General features: G+C 72.1%; 26 protein-coding genes. 12 read left to right on the top strand and 14 right to left on the bottom strand.

Annotation, left to right across the window (positions count from 1 at the left end):
- The first annotated feature begins 149 nt into the window (after nt 1-149).
- On the top strand, nt 150-419 hold the full coding sequence (locus tag F3L20_RS07975; RefSeq protein ID WP_150153358.1) for a hypothetical protein: 270 nt from the start codon (nt 150-152) through the stop codon (nt 417-419).
- A gap of 23 nt (nt 420-442) precedes the next feature.
- Nucleotides 443-709, top strand: coding sequence for an antitoxin (locus F3L20_RS07970; protein ID WP_150153356.1), 267 nt, complete (start codon nt 443-445; stop codon nt 707-709).
- Between the two features lie 76 nt (nt 710-785).
- On the opposite strand, the gene F3L20_RS07965 is transcribed toward F3L20_RS07970, so the two are convergent.
- The 4 genes from F3L20_RS07965 to F3L20_RS07950 form a co-directional block, all read right to left on the bottom strand.
- Entirely contained in the window at nt 786-1,499 is a 714-nt protein-coding gene (locus tag F3L20_RS07965) for a class III extradiol dioxygenase subunit B-like domain-containing protein (protein ID WP_150153354.1), read from the bottom strand.
- 85 nt (nt 1,500-1,584) lie between these two features.
- Nucleotides 1,585-3,111, bottom strand: a complete 1,527-nt coding sequence (gene miaB / locus F3L20_RS07960; RefSeq protein WP_150153352.1) for a tRNA (N6-isopentenyl adenosine(37)-C2)-methylthiotransferase MiaB — start codon at nt 3,109-3,111, stop codon at nt 1,585-1,587.
- A gap of 70 nt (nt 3,112-3,181) precedes the next feature.
- Nucleotides 3,182-3,775: a DUF7010 family protein gene (locus F3L20_RS07955; RefSeq protein WP_150153350.1), complete on the bottom strand. Its 594-nt coding sequence runs from the start codon at nt 3,773-3,775 to the stop codon at nt 3,182-3,184.
- Between the two features lie 126 nt (nt 3,776-3,901).
- Nucleotides 3,902-4,309, bottom strand: a complete 408-nt coding sequence (locus tag F3L20_RS07950; RefSeq protein ID WP_150153348.1) for a MazG nucleotide pyrophosphohydrolase domain-containing protein — start codon at nt 4,307-4,309, stop codon at nt 3,902-3,904.
- Nucleotides 4,310-4,501: 192 nt separating this feature from the next.
- On the opposite strand from F3L20_RS07950, the gene F3L20_RS07945 reads away from it, so the two are divergent.
- Complete coding sequence (locus tag F3L20_RS07945; RefSeq protein ID WP_145828532.1) at nt 4,502-5,497, top strand: TAXI family TRAP transporter solute-binding subunit; 996 nt, start codon at nt 4,502-4,504, stop codon at nt 5,495-5,497.
- Here the strand turns inward: F3L20_RS07945 and F3L20_RS07940 are convergent.
- Nucleotides 5,476-6,909 carry a HAMP domain-containing sensor histidine kinase gene (locus tag F3L20_RS07940; protein WP_150153346.1) on the bottom strand — a complete coding sequence of 478 codons (1,434 nt, stop codon included), beginning with the start codon at nt 6,907-6,909 and terminating at the stop codon, nt 5,476-5,478. The two genes, F3L20_RS07945 and F3L20_RS07940, sit on opposite strands and share 22 nt — an antisense overlap.
- A gap of 9 nt (nt 6,910-6,918) precedes the next feature.
- The gene (locus F3L20_RS07935) at nt 6,919-7,605 is read right to left on the bottom strand and encodes a response regulator transcription factor (protein WP_150153344.1); all 687 of its coding nucleotides are present in this window, start codon (nt 7,603-7,605) and stop codon (nt 6,919-6,921) included.
- Nucleotides 7,606-7,889: 284 nt separating this feature from the next.
- On the opposite strand from F3L20_RS07935, the gene F3L20_RS07930 reads away from it, so the two are divergent.
- From F3L20_RS07930 to F3L20_RS07900, 8 genes are all read left to right on the top strand, one after another.
- Nucleotides 7,890-8,666 (top strand): amino acid ABC transporter ATP-binding protein, encoded by a 777-nt coding sequence (locus tag F3L20_RS07930; RefSeq protein WP_024885670.1) that lies wholly within the window; start codon nt 7,890-7,892, stop codon nt 8,664-8,666.
- Between the two features lie 77 nt (nt 8,667-8,743).
- Entirely contained in the window at nt 8,744-9,589 is an 846-nt protein-coding gene (locus F3L20_RS07925; RefSeq protein WP_150153343.1) for a glutamate ABC transporter substrate-binding protein, read from the top strand.
- 84 nt (nt 9,590-9,673) lie between these two features.
- Nucleotides 9,674-10,342 carry an amino acid ABC transporter permease gene (locus tag F3L20_RS07920; protein WP_150153341.1) on the top strand — a complete coding sequence of 223 codons (669 nt, stop codon included), beginning with the start codon at nt 9,674-9,676 and terminating at the stop codon, nt 10,340-10,342.
- A complete protein-coding gene (locus tag F3L20_RS07915; protein WP_150153339.1) occupies nt 10,339-11,247 on the top strand; it encodes an amino acid ABC transporter permease in 909 nt (302 codons plus the stop codon). Before F3L20_RS07920 ends, F3L20_RS07915 begins: the two co-directional genes overlap by 4 nt.
- A 293-nt stretch (nt 11,248-11,540) precedes the next feature.
- Nucleotides 11,541-13,199: an FAD-dependent monooxygenase gene (locus F3L20_RS07910; protein ID WP_240810862.1), complete on the top strand. Its 1,659-nt coding sequence runs from the start codon at nt 11,541-11,543 to the stop codon at nt 13,197-13,199.
- 143 nt (nt 13,200-13,342) lie between these two features.
- Nucleotides 13,343-13,429 carry a putative leader peptide gene (locus tag F3L20_RS35560; protein WP_358875423.1) on the top strand — a complete coding sequence of 29 codons (87 nt, stop codon included), beginning with the start codon at nt 13,343-13,345 and terminating at the stop codon, nt 13,427-13,429.
- Nucleotides 13,430-13,527: 98 nt separating this feature from the next.
- A complete protein-coding gene (locus F3L20_RS07905) occupies nt 13,528-14,055 on the top strand; it encodes a cysteine dioxygenase (RefSeq protein ID WP_150153334.1) in 528 nt (175 codons plus the stop codon).
- Complete coding sequence (locus F3L20_RS07900) at nt 14,052-14,477, top strand: rhodanese-like domain-containing protein (protein WP_240810861.1); 426 nt, start codon at nt 14,052-14,054, stop codon at nt 14,475-14,477. Before F3L20_RS07905 ends, F3L20_RS07900 begins: the two co-directional genes overlap by 4 nt.
- A gap of 79 nt (nt 14,478-14,556) precedes the next feature.
- Here the strand turns inward: F3L20_RS07900 and recX are convergent, their stop codons facing one another.
- From recX to F3L20_RS07875, 5 genes are all read right to left on the bottom strand, one after another.
- Complete coding sequence (gene recX, locus F3L20_RS07895) at nt 14,557-15,375, bottom strand: recombination regulator RecX (protein WP_150153333.1); 819 nt, start codon at nt 15,373-15,375, stop codon at nt 14,557-14,559.
- Between the two features lie 3 nt (nt 15,376-15,378).
- Nucleotides 15,379-16,500, bottom strand: a complete 1,122-nt coding sequence (recA, locus tag F3L20_RS07890) for a recombinase RecA (RefSeq protein ID WP_145828523.1) — start codon at nt 16,498-16,500, stop codon at nt 15,379-15,381.
- 212 nt (nt 16,501-16,712) lie between these two features.
- The gene (locus F3L20_RS07885) at nt 16,713-17,117 is read right to left on the bottom strand and encodes a pyridoxamine 5'-phosphate oxidase family protein (RefSeq protein ID WP_240810860.1); all 405 of its coding nucleotides are present in this window, start codon (nt 17,115-17,117) and stop codon (nt 16,713-16,715) included.
- Nucleotides 17,118-17,225: 108 nt separating this feature from the next.
- Entirely contained in the window at nt 17,226-18,575 is a 1,350-nt protein-coding gene (locus tag F3L20_RS07880; protein WP_150153329.1) for an AI-2E family transporter, read from the bottom strand.
- Nucleotides 18,576-18,634: 59 nt separating this feature from the next.
- Nucleotides 18,635-18,829, bottom strand: a complete 195-nt coding sequence (locus tag F3L20_RS07875; RefSeq protein ID WP_145828521.1) for a DUF3046 domain-containing protein — start codon at nt 18,827-18,829, stop codon at nt 18,635-18,637.
- Between the two features lie 79 nt (nt 18,830-18,908).
- On the opposite strand from F3L20_RS07875, the gene F3L20_RS07870 reads away from it, so the two are divergent.
- Nucleotides 18,909-19,892 (top strand): hypothetical protein, encoded by a 984-nt coding sequence (locus F3L20_RS07870; protein WP_150153327.1) that lies wholly within the window; start codon nt 18,909-18,911, stop codon nt 19,890-19,892.
- A 52-nt stretch (nt 19,893-19,944) separates the two neighbouring features.
- Here the strand turns inward: F3L20_RS07870 and F3L20_RS07865 are convergent, their stop codons facing one another.
- The 3 genes from F3L20_RS07865 to F3L20_RS07855 are packed head-to-tail and all read right to left on the bottom strand — an operon-like array spanning nt 19,945 to nt 21,958.
- A complete protein-coding gene (locus tag F3L20_RS07865) occupies nt 19,945-20,253 on the bottom strand; it encodes an AzlD domain-containing protein (RefSeq protein WP_150153325.1) in 309 nt (102 codons plus the stop codon).
- On the bottom strand, nt 20,250-21,059 hold the full coding sequence (locus F3L20_RS07860) for an AzlC family ABC transporter permease (RefSeq protein ID WP_150157257.1): 810 nt from the start codon (nt 21,057-21,059) through the stop codon (nt 20,250-20,252). Before F3L20_RS07860 ends, F3L20_RS07865 begins: the two co-directional genes overlap by 4 nt.
- Nucleotides 20,960-21,958: an AraC family transcriptional regulator gene (locus tag F3L20_RS07855; RefSeq protein ID WP_150153323.1), complete on the bottom strand. Its 999-nt coding sequence runs from the start codon at nt 21,956-21,958 to the stop codon at nt 20,960-20,962. Before F3L20_RS07855 ends, F3L20_RS07860 begins: the two co-directional genes overlap by 100 nt.
- Nucleotides 21,959-21,977: the final 19 nt, after the last annotated feature.

The raw sequence follows: 21,977 nt of genomic DNA, 5'->3' as shown, positions 1-21,977 counted from the left end.
TCGAACGGGTTACGTGACGCGGGGTCCACCGGGTCGTTGCCCGTTCGAGGTTCCTGCCGCCGGATCACGGTGGCGTTCGCCCGGCTCACACGAATGGACACACCGGGCTACGCGGAATTTCGCCCGCACGAGTAACGTATGGAGTGGATATGGGCGTTTTTGCACGACTTTTTCGGAGGTCGAAGACCACGGAAGAGACATCGGCGGCCGAGGCGAGGACCGAGGGGGCGACAGCCGGGACCGGCACGGACGACACGGCCGCGACGGCGCAGCAGGAGGCCGCGGCCGACGCACCGGAGACCTCCGGGTCCGCGGCGAAGGAGTCCGACGAGGTCACCGAGACCGACAGCGTCGACATCCCGAAGCAGCAGTCCGGCAAGGCCGCCGACAGCGAAGCCGGCGACGGCGCCCGCACGTAGCGTGCCGCGAGGAAAGGTGCAACATGGGTCTCCTGGACAATCTGAAGGCCAAGATCGGCCCGGCCAAGGACAAGGTCTCCGGCCTCGCTCAGAAGCACGAGGGCAAGATCCAGCACGGCCTGGACAAGGCGGCGCAGACCGTCGACAAGCGGACCAAGGGCAGGTACAGCGACCGGATCCAGTCGGGTACGGGCAAGGCCAAGGAGGCCGTGGACCGCTTCACGCACAAGGACGACCGCGGTCCCGGGACGGTAGGCACGCCGCCCGCCGGGCCGCCGCCGGCGTCCTGAGCGCTACGAACGGCGGACGGCTGTGGGCACCTCGCCCACGGCCGTCCGCCGTTTCACGACCAGGGTCCGGCGCCGTCTAGGACCAGGTGGCCACGACGTAGCCCACCCCGTAGGGGGCGTCCTCGTGGAGCAGCGCGCCGGACAGGCCGGTGTTCCCGTCCGCCGCTCCGGCCAGCACCTGCCAGGGCGCCCGGCCGGACACCTTCAGCTCGCGCGCCAGTCCGGTGTCCAGGGCGCGCAGCGCCCCGGCGTCGGCCGAACCCAGCGCGCGGGCGATCTCCGCGTCGAAGGGCGCCGCGCGCTCGTCCAGGTAGCCGGGCGCCTTCAGGGTGCGGCAGGCGCTGGCGTCGCCCAGCACGAGCAGCGCCACCCGGTCCGCCCGGTCTGCGATGCGGCGCCCCTCCGCGAGGCACGCCTCGGCCCCGAGGGACTCGCCCACGCCCCGCCCCTCGATCGGGGCGTCGGCCCACCCGGTCCGGCCGAGCAGCCAGGCGCCCACGGCGAGCCCGTACGGGAGTTCACGACCGGCCTCGCCCTCCCCGTCCCCGAGGCGTACGTCCAGGTCGACGCCGAAGCCGCGGAAGGTGCCCGGGGTGCCCGCCGGGTAGCCGGACAGCCCGGTGCCGTCCTCGGGGCCCACGACCACGAGGAGGTCGGGGCGGGCGGCGGCGAGCACGCCGAGCGCGTCCGTGCAGGCGGCGCGCGCGGCGTCCAGCTCCGGGGCGGCGCCGGCGGCGACCTCGGGCACGAGCAGCGGCGGGCAAGGGCAGGCTGCGGCGGCGACAAGCATGATCAGCAGCCTACTGCGGACGTCCCGACCCGCCCCGCGGGGCGGTACCGCGGCGGGCGGGTCGGCGGACGGCGCGAGGGCGGGGTCAGTCGACGGCGCAGCCGCCGCTGACCACCGGCAGCGGCTCGGGCACGCCCACCTTGGGCAGGCCCAGCAGCACGCCCGCGGGCTTCGCCGCCTTCTCCGCGGTGCGCTTCTCCCAGGCGTCTCCGGCGCGGGTGCGGCGCACGTCCAGCACGGGGCCCTCGGCGAGCAGGTGGTGCGGGGCCGCGTAGGTGATGGCGACGGTGACCACGTCGCCGGGGCGGACCTCCTGGTCCGGCTTGGTGAAGTGCACCAGGCGACTGTCGGGGGCGCGGCCGGAGAGACGGTGGGTGGTGCCGTCCTTGCGGCCCTCGCCCTCGGCGACCATCAGCTCCAGGGTGCGGCCGACCTGCTTCTTGTTCTCCTCCCAGGAGATCTCTTCCTGGAGGGCGACAAGGCGCTCGTAACGCTCCTGGACGACCTGCTTGGGGATCTGCCCGTCCATCTCGGCGGCCGGGGTGCCGGGCCGCTTGGAGTACTGGAACGTGAACGCCTGCGCGAAACGCGCCTCGCGGACCACGTGCAGGGTCTGCTGGAAGTCCTCCTCGGTCTCGCCGGGGAAGCCCACGATGATGTCGGTGCTGATCGCGGCGTGCGGGATGGCGGCGCGGACCTTCTCGATGATCCCGAGGAAGCGCTCCTGCCGGTAGGAGCGGCGCATCGCCTTCAGCACCGGGTCGGAGCCGGACTGCAGCGGCATGTGGAGCTGCGGCATCACGTTGGGCGTCTCGGCCATGGCGGCGATGACGTCGTCGGTGAAGTCACGGGGGTGCGGCGAGGTGAAGCGGACGCGCTCCAGGCCGTCGATCGTCCCGCAGGCCCGCAGCAGCTTGCTGAACGCCTCACGGTCGCCGATGTCCGACCCGTACGCGTTGACGTTCTGGCCGAGCAGGGTGACCTCGGAGACGCCCTCGGCGACCAGGGCCTCGATCTCGGCGAGGATGTCGCCGGGACGGCGGTCCTTCTCCTTGCCCCGCAGCGCGGGGACGATGCAGAAGGTGCAGGTGTTGTTGCAGCCGACGGAGATCGACACCCAGGCCGCGTAGGCGCTCTCGCGGCGGGTGGGCAGCGTGGAGGGGAACGCCTCCAGCGACTCGGCGATCTCGACCTGCGCCTCCTCCTGGACGCGGGCGCGCTCCAGCAGCACCGGCAGCTTGCCGATGTTGTGCGTGCCGAAGACGACGTCCACCCAGGGGGCGCGCTTGACGATGGTGTCGCGGTCCTTCTGCGCGAGGCAGCCGCCGACCGCGATCTGCATGCCGGGGCGGCTCGCCTTCTTCGGGGCGAGGTGGCCCAGGTTGCCGTACAGCTTGTTGTCGGCGTTCTCGCGGACCGCGCAGGTGTTGAAGACGACGACGTCGGCGTCGCCGTCCGCGCTCTCGGAGGCGCGGACGTAGCCCGCGTCCTCCAGCAGGCCGGCCAGCCGCTCGGAGTCGTGGACGTTCATCTGACACCCGTAGGTGCGAATCTCGTAGGTCCTGGTCGGGAGAACGTCCACCGTGGGGCTCCGGTCACTGCTGCTGGTCATGGCAACAAGGGTAGGCGTTTCCCGGAGCGGCTCGCCCCGGTGTTCCCCTCTCTCCCGTCACGGCCGACGGTCAGCCCCGTACGGCCAGGTGGCAGGCGCAGGTCCAGAGGACCGCCGCGCAGGCCAGGCCCACCGCGACCCGCACGGACTCGGCCGACAGCCCGGCCAGGACCAGCACGCCGCCGACGGCCGCCACCGCGGTCAGGAGCACGGCCGTCCACCGGTACTGCCACTGGTCGTAGAGGCGGGCGAGCGGGAAGAAGTGCAGCCCCACGACGAGCGCGATGCCCACGGGGACGAGTTCGGGGTGCCCGGAGGCGTTGGACGCGGCGATGACGGCCACGACGGCCAGCAGTTCGAGGCCGTTCACGAGGCCCACCCCGCGGGCCCAGTTCCGCGGCAGGTCCACCGTCCGGGGCGAGGGCCGGGCGTCCTCGCGGAAGCCGAGGCGGAGGGCGGCCGCGGTGACCACGAGGGCCACCACCTCTATGGACAGCGGCACGGGGTCCGTCGCCGAGCCGGTGCCTGAGGCGCCCGCGAGCGCCCAGGCCAGGCCGAACAGGGAGAGCACCACGGTGCCTCGGCGCCGCAGCTGCCGGGTGAGCGCGAGGCACTCGCCGTCGGGGGCGGACGGTGTCGGCGCGGAATCGGTGGGCGACGTCATCGGTGGAGGCTACAGCGATCACGTCGGCCCGTCCCGGTGTTATCGGCTTCGCGGGTCACAGGCCGGGGACGGGATCCGCGCCCTCGCTCAGCGCTGCTCCTCCGGCAGGGGGATCCGCGCCAGCGCTCAGCGCTCCTCCTCCGGCACCCATCCCTGCCGGCGCAGGACCGCCGCCACGTCCGGGGCCTCGTAGTGGCCGCCCTTGAGTACCTTGCCGTCGGCGCGGCGGCTGACCCGGCCGTCCGGGCCCAGCTTGGTCATGTTGGAGCGGTGGATCTCGGCGATCACCGCGTCGAGGTCGACGCCGTGGACCAGTGCGGTGCCGTAGGCGACGTAGACGACGTCGGCGAGCTCGTGGGCGAGCCGGTCGAGCGGACCCGTCACGGACACCTCGGCGACCTCCCCGGCCTCCTCCGCGAGCAGCTCGCCGCGGTGGGCGGCGAGGTCCGGCGGGACCTCGGACGGGGTGTCGCGGGCGTCCAGCCCGAAGGCGCGGTGGAACTCACGGACCAGATCGGCGGGCGAGGAGCTCATGCCGGCGACTGTAGCGGCCGCCCCGGACACCCCGGCCGTGCCGTGAGGTCCGCGCAACGGCTGTGCCATGCCGTCCGGGCACCGGCCGCCCCGTGAGGCCCGACCCCCGACCGCCCCGTGAGGTCGGACCGCCGGCCGCCCTGTGAGTTCCGCCCTGGTCAGCCGGGCACTCAGGCTGGCAGGATCGCGCCCATGTCCCACGAGCTGTCCCGCATCGGCAGGCGACGGGCCCTGCGGGGTGCGGCCGCCGCACTGGTGGTGCTCGGGCTGCTGCTGTGGTGGCAGGCGCCCTGGCGGGAGGAGCCGCCCGGCGGGACCGTCACGGTGAGCACCGGCACCCGCGCGGGCGTCTACCAGAAGTACGGCGAGCTGCTGCGCACCGCCCTCGACAGGGACATGCCGGACCTCGACGTGCGGCTGGAGACCAGTGACGGCTCGCAGGAGAACGTCCGGCGGGTGGCCACCGGGCAGGCCGACTTCGCCATCGCCGCGGCCGACGCGGTGGCGACGTACCGGCAGGAGCACCGCTCGGGTGCCGACGGGCTGCGCGGCGTGGCCCGTCTGTACGACGACTACGTGCAGCTGGCGGTCGCGCCCGGCTCGGGTATCCGCTCCGTCGCCGACCTGCGGGGCAAGCGGGTCGCCATAGGGCCGCCCAAGTCCGGCGTGCGGCTCATAGCCAACCGGGTGCTCCGGGCGGCCGGCATCGACCCGGAGCGGGACATCCGGCCGTCCGCGGACGGCATCGACACCGGGCCGGCACGCCTGGGACACGGCCTGGACGCCTTCTTCTGGTCGGGCGGACTGCCCACGGACGGTCTGAAGACGTACGCCGAGGAGTCCGCGCTGCGGTTCGTGCCGATCGACGCGGCGCTGGTCGCGAAGCTGCACGAGCAGGGCGGCGCCACCCGCTACTACCGCGCCACCAACATGCCGGAGTCGGCCTATCCGGGCAGCCAGCTGGGGTCGACCGTGCCGACGATGGCGGTGTCCAACCTGCTGATCACCCGCGCGGACGCGGATCCGCGGCTCACCGAGTGGCTGACCCGCATCGTCCTCAAGAGCCGCGACGGCATCGGCGCCCATGTCCACTCCGCCCAGCTGGTCGACGTGCGCACCGCCATCTACACCGATCCGCTGCGGCTGCACGAGGGCGCCCGCCGGTACTACCGGTCCGTCAAGCCCTGACCGGCCGCCTCACCGGTGGGGGCGTTCCGCGGCACGGTCACGGTCACCCGCAGCCCGTGCGGGTCGTGCCGTTCGTAGTCGATGGAACCGCCGCCCGCCGCGAGCAGCGCCCGGGAGATGGACAGGCCCAGGCCCGAGCCCTTGATGTTCTGGTGCCGCCCGCTGCGCCAGAAGCGGTCGCCCACGCGGGTCAGTTCCTCGTCGGTCAGTCCCGGGCCGTTGTCGGTGACCACGACGGTCGCGGTGGCGCCGTTGGAGGCGACGGTGACCTCGACGGTCTCTCCGGCCGGGGTGAACTTCACGGCGTTGTCGATGACCGCGTCCAGCGCGCTGGACAGCGCCACCGGGTCCGCCCAGGCGGTGGTCGGCGGGCAGTCGCCGGTCAGCGACACGTCCTTCGCGTCGGCGGAGGGTGACCAGGCCGCGACGCGCTCGGCGGCCACCGCGCCGATGTCGACGATCTGCAGGTCGGGCTGGCTGTGCTCGGCGAGCGCCAGGTCGAGCAGGTCGTCCAGGACCTGCGCCAGCCGCTTGCCCTCCGCCTGTACGGAGGCGATCTCCTCGTTGCCCTCGGGCAGCTCCAGGGCGAGCAGCTCGATGCGCAGCAGCAGCGCGGACAGGGGGTTGCGCAGCTGGTGGGAGGCGTCGGCGACGAAGGCGCGCTGCTGCTCCAGCACGTTCTCGACGTTGTCCGCCATCTCGTTGAAGGAGCGCGCGAGCCGGCGCAGCTCGGGGGGTCCGCCCGCCACCGCCACCCGGGACTTCAGCCGGCCGGTGGCGATGTCGTGGGTGGTGGCGTCCAGGACGCGCACCGGCCGCAGCACCCAGCCCGTCAGACGCAGTGCCGCTCCCACGGCCAGCAGCATGGCGGCCACCTCCCCCGCGGCGATCAGCAGCCAGCCCTGGAGGATGCGGGACCGCATCTGCCCGGTGGGCGAGTCGGTGACCACCACCGCGACGACGTCGCCGTCCCGGATGACCGGCGAGGCCACCACGAGACTGCTGCGCTGCCAGGGCCACACCTGCTCGGGGTCGTGGCTGCGGCGGCTGAGCAGCGCCTCCTCGAAGGCGTCCCGCACCTCGCCGGTGCGGGGCAGGAACCAGTCCTTCGGGGCGTGCGCCATGGGGGCGTCGCTGCGGTAGAAGACACCGGCGCGGATGCCGTAGACCTCGTAGTAGCTGCGGAGCTCGCTGCTGAGGGTCTCCCGGCGCTCGTTGACGTCACCGCCGGACGGGTCCGTGGGTTCGGTGACGAACTGGGCGAGGGCCGCGAACCGCGCGGTGTCGTCGATCCGGTCGACGACCACCTTCTGCTGCTGCGCGCCGGCCAGGCTGACGGCCAGCGGGACGCCGAGGGCGAGCAGGACGGCCGCCATCAGGACGATGAGCAGCGGCAGCAGTCGTGTGTGCACCCGGCCCCGCTACGCGGCGGGCGCGACGAGCCGGTAGCCGACGCCGCGCACGGTCTCGATCAGGGCGGGCATGCGCAGCTTGGAGCGCAGGGAGGCGACGTGCACCTCCAGGGTGCGTCCGGTCCCTTCCCAGCTGGTGCGCCACACCTCGCTGATGATCTGCTCGCGCCGGAAGACCACGCCCGGCCGCTGGGCGAGCAGCGCCAGCAGGTCGAACTCCTTGCGGGTGAGCTGGACGGGGGTGCCGTTGACGGTGACCTGCCGGGTGGGCAGCTCGATGAGCACCGCGCCCAGCCGCACCTGGGTCTCCGTGGAGCCGGTGGCCTCCTCGTGCAGCGTGCGCCGGCTGACGGCGTGGATCCGTGCGAGCAGCTCCCCGGTGTCGTACGGCTTCACCACGTAGTCGTCGGCGCCGAGGTTGAGGCCGTGGATGCGGGAACGCACGTCGGAGCGCGCGGTCACCATGATCACGGGGGTGCTGGTGCGCTTGCGGATCTTGCCGCATACCTCGTACCCGTCCTGGTCGGGGAGGCCGAGGTCGAGCAGGACGACGCCGAATCCCTCGCCCTCGGGGACGAGCGCCTGGAGCGCCTCCTCGCCGCTGCGGGCGTGCGTGACGTCGAAGCCGTGGCGGGCCAGGACGGCGGAGAGGGCCGCGGCGACGTGGTTGTCGTCCTCGACGAGCAGCAGTCTCACCAGGTCCCCCTTCGATTCGTCGGCCGTACACGTGCGGATGTCTCCATGATGGGCACGCGCGGGTGCACCTTGCAGTCACGCCGATGAGCGAGGACGACGTCAAGGGGGTTCCGGTTGCGCTTCGGTACCGGTTACCGCGCCGCAATACCCCCAGCTCGCAAGTGCTACGACAGGTGTCCGATTGCTATCGGATCGTGATGCTCAGATTCCCCTCAGATGTAATGACGCAGGTCTGAAGGGTTACTACTGTCCTCCCAAACCGAGGAGGACGGAGCCTGCTAGCGATGACCGAAGTATCGGTGGCCAAGGAAGACGCGGCCGCGACCGGCGATCTGGTCGTCCTGAAGAGCGTCAACAAGCACTTCGGCGCGTTGCACGTACTCCAGGACATCGACCTGACGATCGCCCGCGGCGAAGTCGTCGTGGTCATCGGACCCTCCGGGTCCGGAAAGTCCACCCTGTGCCGCACCATCAACCGTCTGGAGACGATCGACTCCGGCTCGATCACCATCGACGGCAAGCCCCTGCCCGACGAGGGCAAGGCGCTCGCAAGGCTCCGTGCCGACGTGGGCATGGTCTTCCAGTCCTTCAACCTCTTCGCGCACAAGACCGTGCTGGAGAACGTGACGCTGGGGCAGGTCAAGGTCCGCAAGAAGGACAAGAAGGCGGCCGAGGAGCGGGCGCGTGCCCTCCTCGACCGGGTCGGCGTGGGCGCGCAGGCCGAGAAGTACCCCGCACAGCTCTCCGGTGGTCAGCAGCAGCGCGTCGCCATCGCGCGGGCCCTGGCGATGGAACCCAAGGTCATGCTCTTCGACGAGCCGACGTCGGCTCTCGACCCCGAGATGATCAATGAGGTCCTCGAGGTCATGCAGCAGCTCGCCCGTGACGGCATGACCATGATCGTCGTCACCCACGAAATGGGGTTCGCGCGTTCCGCCGCGAACCGCGTGGTCTTCATGGCGGACGGCCGCATCGTCGAAGAGGCGACGCCGGACCAGTTCTTCAGCAATCCGCGCAGCGACCGTGCCAAGGACTTCCTCTCGAAGATCCTTCACCACTGAGGCGCAGCGCCCCTGCCGACCTGCGTCACCGGACATTGACCGGGCCGCATCACTTCACCAGTCAAAGGATGTGCACCATGAAGCTCCGCAAGGTCACCGCCGCCTCGGCCGCCGTACTCGCCCTCGCCCTGTCCGCCACCGCGTGCGGCGGCGACAACGGCGACGACAACGGATCGTCCTCCGGCGGCGACGGCAAGGGCAAGATCACGATCGGCATCAAGTTCGACCAGCCGGGCCTTGGCCAGAAGACCCCGCAGGGTTACGCGGGCTTCGACGTGGACGTCGCCACCTATGTCGCCAAGAAGCTCGGTTACAACGAGGACCAGATCGAGTGGAAGGAGTCGAAGAGCGCCGACCGCGAGACCATGCTGCAGCGCGGTGACGTCGACTTCATCGCCGCGACCTACTCGATCACCCCGGAGCGCCAGGAGAAGGTCGACTTCGCCGGCCCCTACCTGCTCGCCCACCAGGACGTGCTGCTCCGCGCCGACGACGACAAGATCAAGTCGCCGGAGGACCTCAACGACGCGAAGCTCTGCTCCGTCACCGGTTCCACCTCGGCGCAGAACGTCAAGGAGAAGCTGGCCCCCAAGGCCCAGCTGCAGAACTACCCGACCTACTCCGCCTGTCTGACCGGTCTCCAGAACGGCGCCATCGACGCGCTGACCACGGACGACTCGATCCTCGCCGGTTATGCCTCGCAGTCCCAGTTCAAGGGCAAGTTCAAGCTGGGCGGCTTCAAGATGACCAACGAGAACTACGGCATCGGTGTCAAGAAGGGCAGCGACCTCAAGGACAAGATCAACGAGGCGCTCGAAGCCATGGTCGCCGACGGTGCCTGGGACACGGCGGTCAAGGACAACTTCGGTCCGGCCAACTACAAGAACGAGCAGGCGCCGAAGATCGGCGACATCAAGAGCTGAGGCTGGGCCTGACGGGGCGCGCCGCCCTCCCGAAGGGGCGGCGCGCCGGGGCGGGCATCCCTACACGCGGAAGCGCGGGAGATTGTGTTCGACTTTCTTCAGGATTACGACCTGGCGGGAGCCGTCTGGACGACAGTGCAGCTCGCTGTGCTCTCGGCCATCGGCTCCCTGATTTGGGGCACGGCACTGGCGGCCATGCGGGTGGGCCCCGTCCCGCTGATGCGCGGCTTCGGGTCCGCCTACGTGAACATCGTGCGGAACATCCCGCTGACCGTGATCATTCTGTTCGCGTCGCTGGGCCTGAACCAGACGCTGGGCGTCGAACTCGGCGGCAACGGTGACTTCGAGACGATCAACTTCCGCCTCGCCGTCCTTGGTCTGATCCTCTACACCTCCGCCTTCGTGTGCGAGGCGCTGCGGTCCGGGATCAACACGGTGCCCGTCGGCCAGGCGGAGGCGGCCCGGGCCATCGGGCTCAGCTTCGGTCAGGTGCTGCGGCACGTGGTACTCCCTCAGGCGTTCCGGTCCTCAGTCGTTCCGCTGGCGAACGTGTTGATCGCGCTCATCAAGAACACCACCGTGGCCGCCGCGATCGGCGTCGCCGAGACGGCGCTGCTGATGAAGGAGATGATCGAGAACGAGGCGCAGCTCCTGCTGATCTCCGCGATCGTCGCCCTGGTGTTCGTGGTTCTGACCCTGCCGACCGGACTGATCCTCGGCTGGGTGGGCAAGAAGGTGGCGGTGAAGCGATGAGCTCCGTTCTCTACGACGCGCAGGGCCCTCGCGCCAAGCGGCGCAACGTCCTTTTCACGATCGTCTTCCTGATCGCCCTCGCGGCCGTCCTGTGGTGGGTGATCAACGAGCTCGTCGAGAAGGACCAGCTCGAGTGGGCCAAGTGGGAGATGTTCTTCACCGGCACCGAAGCCTGGTCGACGTACATCTGGCCGGGCCTGGAGAACACCCTCAAGGCCGCGGTCCTCGCCGTGATCATCGCGCTGCCGCTCGGCGCCGTTCTCGGTATCGCACGACTCTCGGACCACGCGTGGGTCCGTGTGCCGGCCGCGGTCGTGGTCGAGTTCTTCCGGTCCATCCCTGTGCTGGTCCTGATGATCTTCGGTCTGGCGCTGTTCTCCGAGTACACCAACGTGAGCTCTGACGACCGTCCGCTGTACGCGGTCGTCACCGGTCTGGTGCTGTACAACGCGTCGGTTCTCGCCGAGATCGTCCGGGCGGGCATCCTGTCCCTGCCCAAGGGGCAGCGCGAGAGCGCGATGGCGATCGGTATGCGCAAGAACCAGATCATGCGGCTGATCCTGCTGCCGCAGGCCGTCACCGCGATGCTGCCTGCCATCGTCAGCCAGCTCGTCGTGATCGTGAAGGACACCGCCCTGGGTGGTGCGGTCCTGACCTTCAGCGAGCTGCTCGCCTCCGCGAACACGATGAGCGCCTACTACGGCGCCAACACCATCGCCAGCTTCACCGTGGTGGCGGTGATCTTCATCGCTCTGAACTTCGCCCTGACGTCGTTCGCCAGCTGGCTGGAAGCGCGGCTGCGGCGCAGCAAGAAGAGCACGGGCGCGGTCGTCGGCGCCGGGGACGTCGACGACATCAACGCCGCGGAGGTCGGGGGCACCTTCAAGACGGGCGCCGGCCAGTGACACTCCTCTGACGTCCGGCACGACTGCGGCCCGCCGAGTCCCGGCGGGCCACAGTCGTGTCCGGTGCCAGGCCGCGCCCGCGGGACACGCGAGCCTCACACGTCGGACCCGTGTGATGAACAGTCACCCACCGGGACGACCCGCGTACCCATTTCATGATCGCCACTGTCCGTCGGTCACTTGACGCAAGCACCGGCAATGGGTTGCATACGTTCTGTGATCGTGCACCCTGCTCCATCTTCCTGTTCCGCCACGTCCTCCGGGACGTCACTCCGGGCAGGGGGCGCCGCGCCGTGGATCCGGTGATCATCGTCGGAGCGGGGCCCGTCGGGCTCACGCTGGCGCTGGCGCTGGCGCGTCAGGAAGTACCGAGCGTGGTCCTCGACGAGGGGCCGGGCAAGGACGAACCCCGCCCCGCGCGCACCGTCGTCCTGCGCGAGGACACCGCCGCGCTCATGGAGCGGCTGACCGGCATCCCCCTCGCGCACGCGGGCTTCCGTTGGGCCGGATGGCGGTCGATGCGGCGCAAGCAGGTGACGTCCGAGGTCGCCTTCGAGGACGCCGGCGCCGCTCCCCTGCACATCGCCCAGCACGTCCTGACCGGGGCACTGCGCGCCGCCCTGGACAGCGAACGGCTCGTCAGGATCGCCGCGGACAGCCGGCTGGACACCATGGAGCAGGAACGCTCCGGCATCACCGCCCACACCCGGGGCGCCACCGGCACCTGGTGGCGCGGCAGTTACCTGGTCGGCTGCGACGGCCCGCGCTCCACCGTGCGCAAGCTCCAGGACATCCGCTTCCCGGGCCGCACCGCGGTGGAACGTCACGCCGTCGCCGCCCTGCGCACCGAACTGCCCTGGCAGGACGAGGCGCTGCTGCACCGTGCGCCGCCGTGGCGCACGTCCGGTCCCTCCGCCGGGGAGATCACCGCCCGCCCGCTGCCGGACGGGGTGTGGCGGCTGGACTGGCTGCTGCCTCCGGGCAAGGACCTGGTCACCCCCGAGATGTTGCTGGCCCGCATCCGGGAGACCCTGGCCGGCTGGAACGGCGGCTCGACCCCGCCGTACGAGCTGCTGGACACCGGGGTTCACACGGTCCACCACCGGCTCGCCCGGCGCTGGCGGGCCCACCGCGTCTTCCTCGCCGGGGACGCGGCGCACCTGCTCGGCGCGCTGGGCACGCACGGGCTGGACGAGGGGCTGCGCGACGCCGACAACCTCGCCTGGAAACTGGCGCTGGCCTGGCATCACGGCCCGCACGAGGCCCTGCTCGACAGCTACCAGACCGAGCGCCGCGCGATCGTCGCCTCCCGGCTGCGCGCCGCCGACCAGGCGCTGCCGTTGTTGCGCGGCGGTGGGGGACTGCGCACCTACGTCCCCGGCTCCTCGCGCAGCCACGACACGCTCCTGATGGACGGTCACCTCGGCCGAGGCGCCCTGGGCGCGCCGGGTTCGTACGCGGACTCGCCCCTCGCGCCCGGCCGTCTGGAGGGCGCGGCGCCGGTCGCCACGGCGCCGGGAGCGACGGTGGACGACGTCCGGGTCACCGCCGAGGACGGGACCTTCGTCCAACTGCGGGACCGGCTCGGGCGGGGGGCCCTGCTGGTGGTGCTGATCGCGCCGGGCACCGGGGTGTGGGAACGCCGGCACTGGGTGTCCGCCGGCATCATGCCCCGGCTGGCGGCGGCCGTCTCCGCGCTGCCGCGCCGCGCGGAACTGCTGGTCGCCGAGAGCTATCCGGGGGCAGCCGCCCACACCGTGCTGCTCGTCCGCCCTGACGGCCACCTCGTCACCGCGCTGAACGGGGTGCGCCCGGCGGACATGTACGCGGCTGCCGAAGCGGCGCTCGGCGGCCAGGCCGCCGCGGAGCCGGGAGCCAAGGGCGCCAAGGAGGCCAAAGGCGCCCGGGGGGCCAAGGGCGCCAAGGAGGACGCGGGTGCGGGGACGCGCTGAGCCGGGGGCCGGCTGAGCACCGGGGTGCGCCGAGCGCGCCCTCAGCCGTCCCCGAGCGCCCACCCGCGTGGTCCCGCCACGCCGTCGTCCACATCGTGGCGAGGAGTTGAACCAGGTCTCGGGCGCGTGGTGTACTCCCGCTCGTGACCGACACCTGCGTGCACCTGTGGCGGAGGGTCCATATGGACCTCCTCCGCTATGCGGGCTGCGTGTGTCGCCCGTCCTGCTGATACGCGATCTCCCCTTCTTTGCGCGCGCCGCTCCGACCGTCCGCCCCGGACGCCGTCGCCGCGCGCCTTCCGCGACTTCACCTCCAGGGACGGTGCACATGTCTGTCTCCTCCCCTGCCCCGGCTCCCGTCTCCGCGCCGACGCAGGCCGACCTCCTCGACTTCGTACGGCGTACCGTCGCCGACGCCGAACTGATCGTCTCCCTTCCGCTGGATCCCGAGGGGCGCACCTGGGTGCGGCTCGGCGGGCCGGGCGGCAGCGAGGCCTGGCTGATCGGCTGGCCGCCCGGCACCGGCACGGGCTGGCACGACCACGCCGACTCGGTCGGCGCGTTCATGACGGCGTCGGGCGAGCTGAAGGAGAACTCCCTCGCCGTCCGGCTGCCCACCGACGGCTGGACGACCCTCGAACTCACGGACGGCGTGGACCGGGAGCGGCGGCTGGCGGCCGGACAGGGCCGCGCCTTCGGCCGGCATCACGTGCACGAGGTGCTGAACGAGTCGGCGGACCACCACGCGATCTCCGTGCACGCCTACTACCCGCCGCTGCCGCGGATCCGCCGCTACAGCCGCAGCGGGCCGGTGCTGCGTCTGGAGCAGGTCGAGCGCCCCGAGGACTGGCAGTGAGCGCCACGGACCCCGGGCGGGACCCCGCCGGGACGGCCGGGATCGACGAACTGCTGAAGCGGGTGCGCTCGGGCTACGTCCGGATCGAGGCCGAGCAGGCGTACGAGGCCGCCCGGTCCGGCGACGCGGTGCTCGTGGACATCCGGTACGCGGCCCTGCGGGAGCGGGACGGGCTGATCCCCGGCGCGCTGGTCGTCGAGCGCAACGAGCTGGAGTGGCGTCTGGACCCGCGCGGCAGCCACCGTCTCCCCGAGGCCACGAGTCACGACGCGCGCGTCGTTGTGGTCTGCGACGAGGGCTACGCCTCCAGTCTGGCGGCGGAGTCCCTCCACCGGCTGGGGCTGTACAGGGCCACCGATCTGGTGGGTGGCTTCCAGGCATGGCGGGTGGCGGGTCTGCCGGTGGTGCCGGCACCGGAGTAGGCGTCGGCGGACCACCTGGCCTGCGGACGCGCGCCTGCGATCCCGGTGTCCGCCTCGCGTGCGAGCCGTGTCCGCCGGTTCAGTACCCCTCGTCGCCGAGGAACTCGGTGTCCTCGCCCTCTTCCTCCAGTGCCTGGCGGACCACGCGCAGGGCGAGGCCCTGCGGGTAGCCCTTGCGGGCGAGCATCCCGGCGAGGCGGCGTATCCGCTTGTCGCGGTCGAGGCCGCGGGTGGTGCGCAGCTTGCGGGCGACCAGTTCGCGGGCGGTCTCCTCCTCCTGATCGGAGTCGAGCCGGGAGACGGCCTCGTCGATCAGCGTGGGGTCCACGCCCTTGGTGCGCAGCTCCTGCGCGAGCGCACGGCGGGCCAGCCCGCGGCCGTGGTGCCGGGAGTCCACCCAGGCGTCCGCGAAGGCGCTGTCGTTGATCAGTCCGACCTCCTCGAACCGGGACAGCACCTCCTCGGCGGCCTCGTCCGGGATCTCCCGCTTACGGAGGGCGTCGGCGAGCTGTTTCCGGGTGCGCGGGGTCCCGGTGAGCAGCCGCAGGCAGATCGCCCGCGCCCGCTCCACCGGGTCCCCCGGAGACTCCTCCCGCTCCGCCCTCGACGAGCTGGAGTCGCCCCCGTCCGCCGCGGCCGCCTCGCCGAAGGAGCGGCGTCTGCGCCCGCGTCCGCCGTGCGGCCCGCCGTCACGCGAGCCACCCGTCCGTGCCGTACGACCGCCGCGCCGCCGGCCGCCGTCGCCGGCCGGGTACGGGAGGCCGCCGGGGTCCGTGCCGTCGTCGTACGCCGTGCCACCGTTCCCGGCCGGGTCGTCGCCGTCGCCCGCGGCGCCCCTCCCTCGTGGGGCACCGGGGGCGTCGTACTCGTACTCGGCCCAGTCGGTTCGTCGGGTCACGGGTCAGCTCTTGGCCGCCGCGGCCTTGGCCTTGGAGCCCTTGGCCGCCGGGGCCGGTACCGCGGTGGCCGGCTCGGCGGGAGCGGTGCCCGCGGCGTCCGCGGCCGCTTCGGTGGCGGGCTCCTCGGGCCGCACGCCGACGCCCAGCTTCGTCAGGATCTTCTTCTCGATCTCGTTGGCGAGGTCGGGGTTGTCCTTCAGGAAGTTGCGGGCGTTCTCCTTGCCCTGGCCGAGCTGGTCGCCCTCGTACGTGTACCAGGCGCCGGCCTTGCGGACGAAGCCGTGCTCCACGCCCATGTCGATCAGACCGCCCTCGCGGCTGATGCCCTGGCCGTAGAGGATGTCGAACTCGGCCTGCTTGAAGGGCGGCGCGACCTTGTTCTTGACGACCTTGCAGCGGGTGCGGTTGCCGACCGCCTCGGTGCCGTCCTTCAGGGTCTCGATGCGGCGGATGTCGATGCGCACGGAGGCGTAGAACTTCAGCGCGCGACCACCGGTCGTGGTCTCCGGCGAGCCGAACATCACGCCGATCTTCTCGCGGAGCTGGTTGATGAAGATGGCGGTGGTCTTGGACTGGTTGAGCGCGCTGGTGATCTTCCGCAGGGCCTGGCTCATCAGACGGGCCTGGAGACCGACGTGGCTGTCACCCATCTCGCCCTCGATCTCCGCACGCGGGACGAGCGCGGCGACGGAGTCGATGACGATGAGGTCGAGGGCGCCGGAGCGGACCAGCATGTCCACGATCTCCAGGGCCTGCTCGCCGTTGTCCGGCTGGGACAGGATCAGGTTGTCGATGTCGACGCCGAGCTTCTTCGCGTACTCGGGGTCGAGGGCGTGCTCCGCGTCCACGAAGGCGACCTGGCCGCCGGCCCTCTGCGCGTTCGCCACCGCGTGCAGGGTCAGGGTCGTCTTACCGGAGGACTCCGGTCCGTAGATCTCCACCACGCGGCCGCGCGGCAGGCCGCCGACGCCGAGGGCGACGTCGAGCGCGGTCGACCCGGTCGGGATGACCTCGATGGGCTCGTTCGTCCGGTCACCCATGCGCATGACCGCGCCCTTGCCGAATTGCCGTTCAATTTGTGCGAGCGCGGCGTCGAGCGCCTTCTCGCGGTCGGTTCCTGCCATGGGTTCCACCCGATTTGCTTGAGTCGATCGCTTCACGTCAAAGACGCTAACGCCTGCCACTGACAACGCGCCCCGACGCACGTCCGGCCTGTGGATAACCCGGGCACCTACCCGTATGAACTAGGGCAGAACGCCCGGTGTCGAGCCTCACCGGCGCTTCCATAAGAATGGATGTTCGATTTTCGTGTCAAGCCGCACCGCCGGGCCCCGCGTCACTGAGCCGTGCCCGCCAGCAGCCATCGCCGCACCCGCACCTCCAGCAGCACGCGAGCGCTGCCGGGGCTCGTGGGCGCGGCCACGTCCCACCGGTACTTCTCCCTGAAGGCGGCCACGACCTCGCGGGGGAACGCGTCGAGGAGCACCGTCGCGTCCCCTTCCGCGACGACCGGGGACCGTCCGTCCTCCAAGGCCAGGGACACACGCGGCTCCGCACGGACGTTCCTGACCTTGACGGCCCTCTCGTCGGCGCCGATCCACCACCGGGAACGGCCGTAGACGAACCAGACGGGTGTGACGTGGGCCGAGCCGTCGGGACGCACGGTGCACAGCCAGACGTTCCGCTCCTCGGCCAGGCGGGTGCGGACGGCGGGACCGGGATCGTTCACAAGATCGCTCACCACGGCATCGGACCATGCGGGACGACCCGGCCGCATCGGGCAGCGCGTCGAACCATCGGCTTAGGACCCTGGCCCCCTTGTCCTCCAGATCCTGGAGAACTCAGCCCGTCACGTCCTGGCCGTCCCGCCGTCCCCGGCACCGGTCGCGCCGGTCGCACCGGAGCCGGTCGGCTCGGTACCGGTCGGTCGGGCGCCGGTCGGTCCGGTACCCGTCGGTTCGGTGCCTGCCTGATCCGGGCGCCGTTGCGCCCACAGGCCACGGACACGGTGGCCGAAGGTGCCCGCCCCGCCAGGTCCCCGGTGGCCGAGCACCCGTGGGTCGTCGGTGACGTCGTACCGCTTCACGTACGCGCCGAGGAACGCCTGCAGCGTGGCGACGGCGGGGATGGCGATCAGCGCGCCGACGGCGCCGAGCAGCGCGGTGCCCGCGACGACGGACCCGAAGGCGACCGCCGGGTGGATGTCGACGGTCCGGGCGGTCAGCTTCGGCTGCAGGACGTAGTTCTCGAACTGCTGGTAGACCACCACGAAGACCAGCACCCACACCGCGTACCAGGGCGCGACCGTGAAGGCGATCAGCATGGGCAGCGCGCCCGCCAGGTACGTGCCGATGGTCGGGATGAACTGCGAGACCAGCCCCACCCACACGGCCAGCACCGGCGCGTAGGGCACGTCGAGGAACTCGAGCAGGACGTAGTGCGCGAGACCCGAGACGAGGGCCATCAGGCCGCGCGAGTAGAGGTAGCCGCCCGTCTTGTTCACGGCGATCTCCCACGCCCGCAGCACCTCGGCCTGCCGGGCGGGCGGCAGGACGGAGCAGATGGTGCGCCGCAGCCGCGGGCCGTCGGCGGCGAAGTAGAACGAGAACAGGCCGATGGTCAGCAGCCGGAAGAGCCCGCCGAGCACCTGGGTGGACACGTCCAGCACCCCGGTGGCGCTGTTCTGCACGTAGTTGCGCAGCCAGTCGGACCGCAGCAGGCCCTCCTGGATGTCGACCCGCCGCAGCTCGGTGTGGAAGTGCGCGTTGATCCAGTTGATCACCGAGTCGAGGTACTCGGGGAAGTCCTCGACGATCTTGATGATCTGCTCCGCGAGCATGGACCCGAGGAGCGTGACGAAACCCGCCCCGACGACCAGGACGCCCATGAAGACGACGAAGGTGCCCATGCCCCGCCGCATCCCGCGCGCGGCCATCCAGCTCACCGCCGGTTCCACGGCCAGCGCCAGGAAGAACGCGATGAGGATGTTGATCAGCAGGCTGGTGAGCTGGTGGAAGGCCCAGCTGCCCAGCTGGAACACGGCGACCAGGGCGAGCGCGAGCACCATGGCGCGCGGCAGCCACCGCGGCATCCGGGCGCCCGGCGCGGGCGGGGGGTCCACCGGTGGTCCGGCGGGCGGGTGCGCGCCGGGCATGCTCGTGTGCCGGCCCGCGGGCCCGGTCTCGTCGGTGGTTGCCACGGCCCAAGTCTCGCCCACGGCCTCGGCCGCTGTCCGCTCCCAGGTGGTCTCTGTGACGATCAGCGCAGTTCTCGGGGGACGCCCATCACCGTGCAGACCACCTGCCAGACGTCCTTGGCGTCCCAGCCGGCCGCCAGCGCCTCGTGGACGGTGCGTCCGCCGAGTTCGGACATGACATGGTCACGCGCGAAGGTGTCGGCGTAGCCCGCACCGAAGTACTCCGCCATGCGCTCCCAGAAAACCGTCAACCGCATGCCCCCCAGTATCCCGCCTGCGAGGGTGGCGCAGGGCCACGGGGCCTGCGGGCCCTGCCGTGCCCCTACGGTCGGTGCCATGGCCGACATCGCAGCCGCCCCGCTCATCCTGACGTCCCCGCCGGACGGCGCGCTCGCGCGGGCGGAGCGCTTCGTCTGGCGCACCGCGCGCGTACTGGAGCAGCGCCTGTTCGCCCATCACTTCCGCGAGGGGGCCGCCGCCCCGGTGGAGACGGCTCTGGAGGCGTACCGGAACGACGACGGCGGCTACGGTCACGCGCTGGAGCCGGGGCTGCGCGGGCCGGCCAGCCTCCCCGAGCACACCGCACGCGCGCTGCGCGTCCTGGACGCCGTGGGGCGGTGCGACGCCCGTCGAGCGGAGGACGTGTGCCGCTATCTGACGTCCGTCTCGACGGCGGAGGGCGCGCTCGCGGCCGTACGTCCCGTCGGGAACGGCCGTGGGGCGGCCGGGATGCCGGACGCGCCAGGTGCGCTGTCGGCCACCGGGCCGGTGGTGGGGCTGCTGCATCGCAACGAGGTGTGGCACGCGTGGCTGTTCCGCGCGACCCACTTCTGCTGGCAGGCCGTGGAGTCGCTGGAGGCGGCACGCCCCGGGGAGGTCGAAGCCGCCGTGCTGTTCCTGGACCACGCTCCGGACCGCGCCCGCGCGGAGGCCGCCGCCGAACGGCTGGGCCGTCTCGTACGCAGGGAAGGTCTGGCGGTGCTCGACCCGGACGACCTCGACCCGGACCCGTCGGCCTCCGCCCTCGGCACGGCCCCGCCGACCGCCGACGCCGGCACGCGACGTCCATCGGCCCTCGACCCCGGCGCGCCCCGCCTCCCGCACGACTACGCGCGGACGCCGGACTCGCTCGCGCGCGCGTGGTTCACCGACGCGGAGATGGCTCGCTCCCTCGACGTCCTCGAGGCCGGCCGGCGTGAGGACGGCGGCTGGCCCGTCCGCCACCCCGCGCACTCCCCGCTCGCCCTCCTGGAGGCACGCCCCATGGCGACGATCGAGGCACTGCGCACCCTGGCCGCGTACGGCCGCCCGGTCACCTGAGGCGCACGGCCCCCGCCCCGCAAGGACCACCCGGCACCGCAGTACCCCCGTCTCACCCGCCCAGCGCCCGGACCCCGGCCGTCACCAGCACGGCCGCCGCCACCACGAGCAGGAACGGTGCCCGCAGCAGGAGCGCCACGGCGGCGGCGGCGAGGCCGGCCGCCCGCGCGTCCAGGACCAGCGTCCGGCCGTCCGCGAAGGCCTGCTGGGCCGTGAGGGCGGCGAGGAGGGCGACCGGCAGCAGCGCGGCGAGCCGCCGCACGAGGGGGCGTTCGAGGACCCCAGCGGGCACCAGCAGCCCTGCGAGCTTGACGGCGTAGCAACCGACGACGGTCAGGCCGATCGCGATCCAGATGTTCAACGGTCCTCCTCCGTCACGTCCCGCGCGTCATCGCGCGCGGCGTCCCGCGCGTCACCCCGCGCCTCTTCGCGTGTCGTGTCCCGTGCCTCATCGCGTGCGACGTCCCGTGCGTCAACGCGCGCGTCGTTCTTCCGGCCGTGCGCCCACAGGACGGCCGGTGCCGCGAGCGCGGCCACCAGGACCGGGACGCCTGCGGGCAGGACGGGCAGCAGTCCGAGCCCCAGCAGCACGGCGAGCGCGGCGACGGCCCGCTCGGTGCCGGTCCGCAGCATGGGGGCGAGCAGCGCCAGGAAGACGGCTGGGCCGGCCGCGTCCAGCCCCCACGCGTCGGTGTCCCCGATGGCCTCGGCGCCGAGTGCGCCGAGCAGCGTGGTGAGGTTCCACAGGAGGTAGAGGCTGAGCCCGGTGACCAGGAAGCCGATGCGGGCGCTGCGCCGGGTGGGCTGGGCGAGCGAGACGGCGGTGGTCTCGTCGATCACCCACTGCGCGGCGAACGGCCGCACCGCGCGGGGCAGCGCCAGCAGTTGGGAGAGCCGCAGTCCGTAGAAGGCGTTGCGCACGCCGAGGAAGAACGCGCCCGCGGCGGCCGTGACGGCTCCACCGCCCGCCGCCAGCGCTCCCACCAGCGCGAACTGGGAGGCGCCGGTGAACACCAGCAGGCTGAGCGCGCAGGTCTGCAGCAGGCTGAGCCCGCTGCCCGCCGAGGTCACTCCGAAGGCGAACCCGGAGAGTCCGACGGCGATGCCGACACCGAGGGCGTCCCGGACCACGGCGCCGTCGGGTTTCTCGCCGGGCCGGTTCCGTATGTCCGTGCGTTCTGCTGTCCGTTCCGTTGCCACGTCCCTGACGGTACGTGGGCCCCCGCGCGCGCGTCTTGTACGTTCTTGCGCTCGCGCTGGTAGGCGCCCGGGGGTACGCCGACGATGCGGCCGAAGTGCCGGTTCAAGTGCGGCTGGTCGGTGAACCCGACGGCGACGGCCGCCTGAGAGGGCGCCGTCCCCGCGTCCAGCAGGCGCCGGGCCCGCCGTACGCGCGCGTCGGTGAGCCAGGTGTGCGGGGGCATCCCGTAGGTGTCGCGGAAGGCGCGCAGCAGGGCGAAAGGGCTCGTGCCGAGGCCGGCGGCCAGCTGTTCCAGGGTGGGCGGCGCCGCCATCCGCTCCTCGAGCACCGCACGCGCGCGTGCGGCGGTCCGCGCCCCGGCCGTGCGTACCTCGCGCCGGGGCAGCGTGCCGCCGTTGAGCCGCAGCAGCCGGGTCACCACGACCCGCAGCAGGGTGTCGGCGGCGAGCGCGTTCCCCTCGTCGGTGGCCCGCAGCACCTGGTGCACCATCCGCACGGTGTACGGGTCGTCGAGAACCGGCGTGACGAAGCCCGGGGTGCCGCGCAGCGTGGTGGTCTCGGCGGCGATCGCGGCCACGACCTCCGGGGAGGGGTAGACCGCTCCGTACTGCCATCCCTCGGGCACGCCGGCCCGGCCGGTGTGCGGCGTGTCCGGGTTCACCAGGGCGAGGGCCCCGGCGCCCGCGTACTGGTCACCGCCGCCGTGGTGGAAGACCTCGACACCGTCGGCGATCGCGGCGATCACGAAGTTCTCGTGGGTGTGCCGGACGAACGACTTGCGGATGTACCGGGCACGCAGCAGGTCGACACCGGGCAGTTCCTCGTACTGCCAGTGCCGTGCCCGCTCCCGGCGCGCTTCCGTCATACCGTCATTGTCACGCGCC

Source organism: Streptomyces tendae (assembly GCF_008632955.1).
Classification (GTDB): domain Bacteria; phylum Actinomycetota; class Actinomycetes; order Streptomycetales; family Streptomycetaceae; genus Streptomyces.
This window is presented reverse-complemented; position numbering and strand designations above follow the sequence as displayed.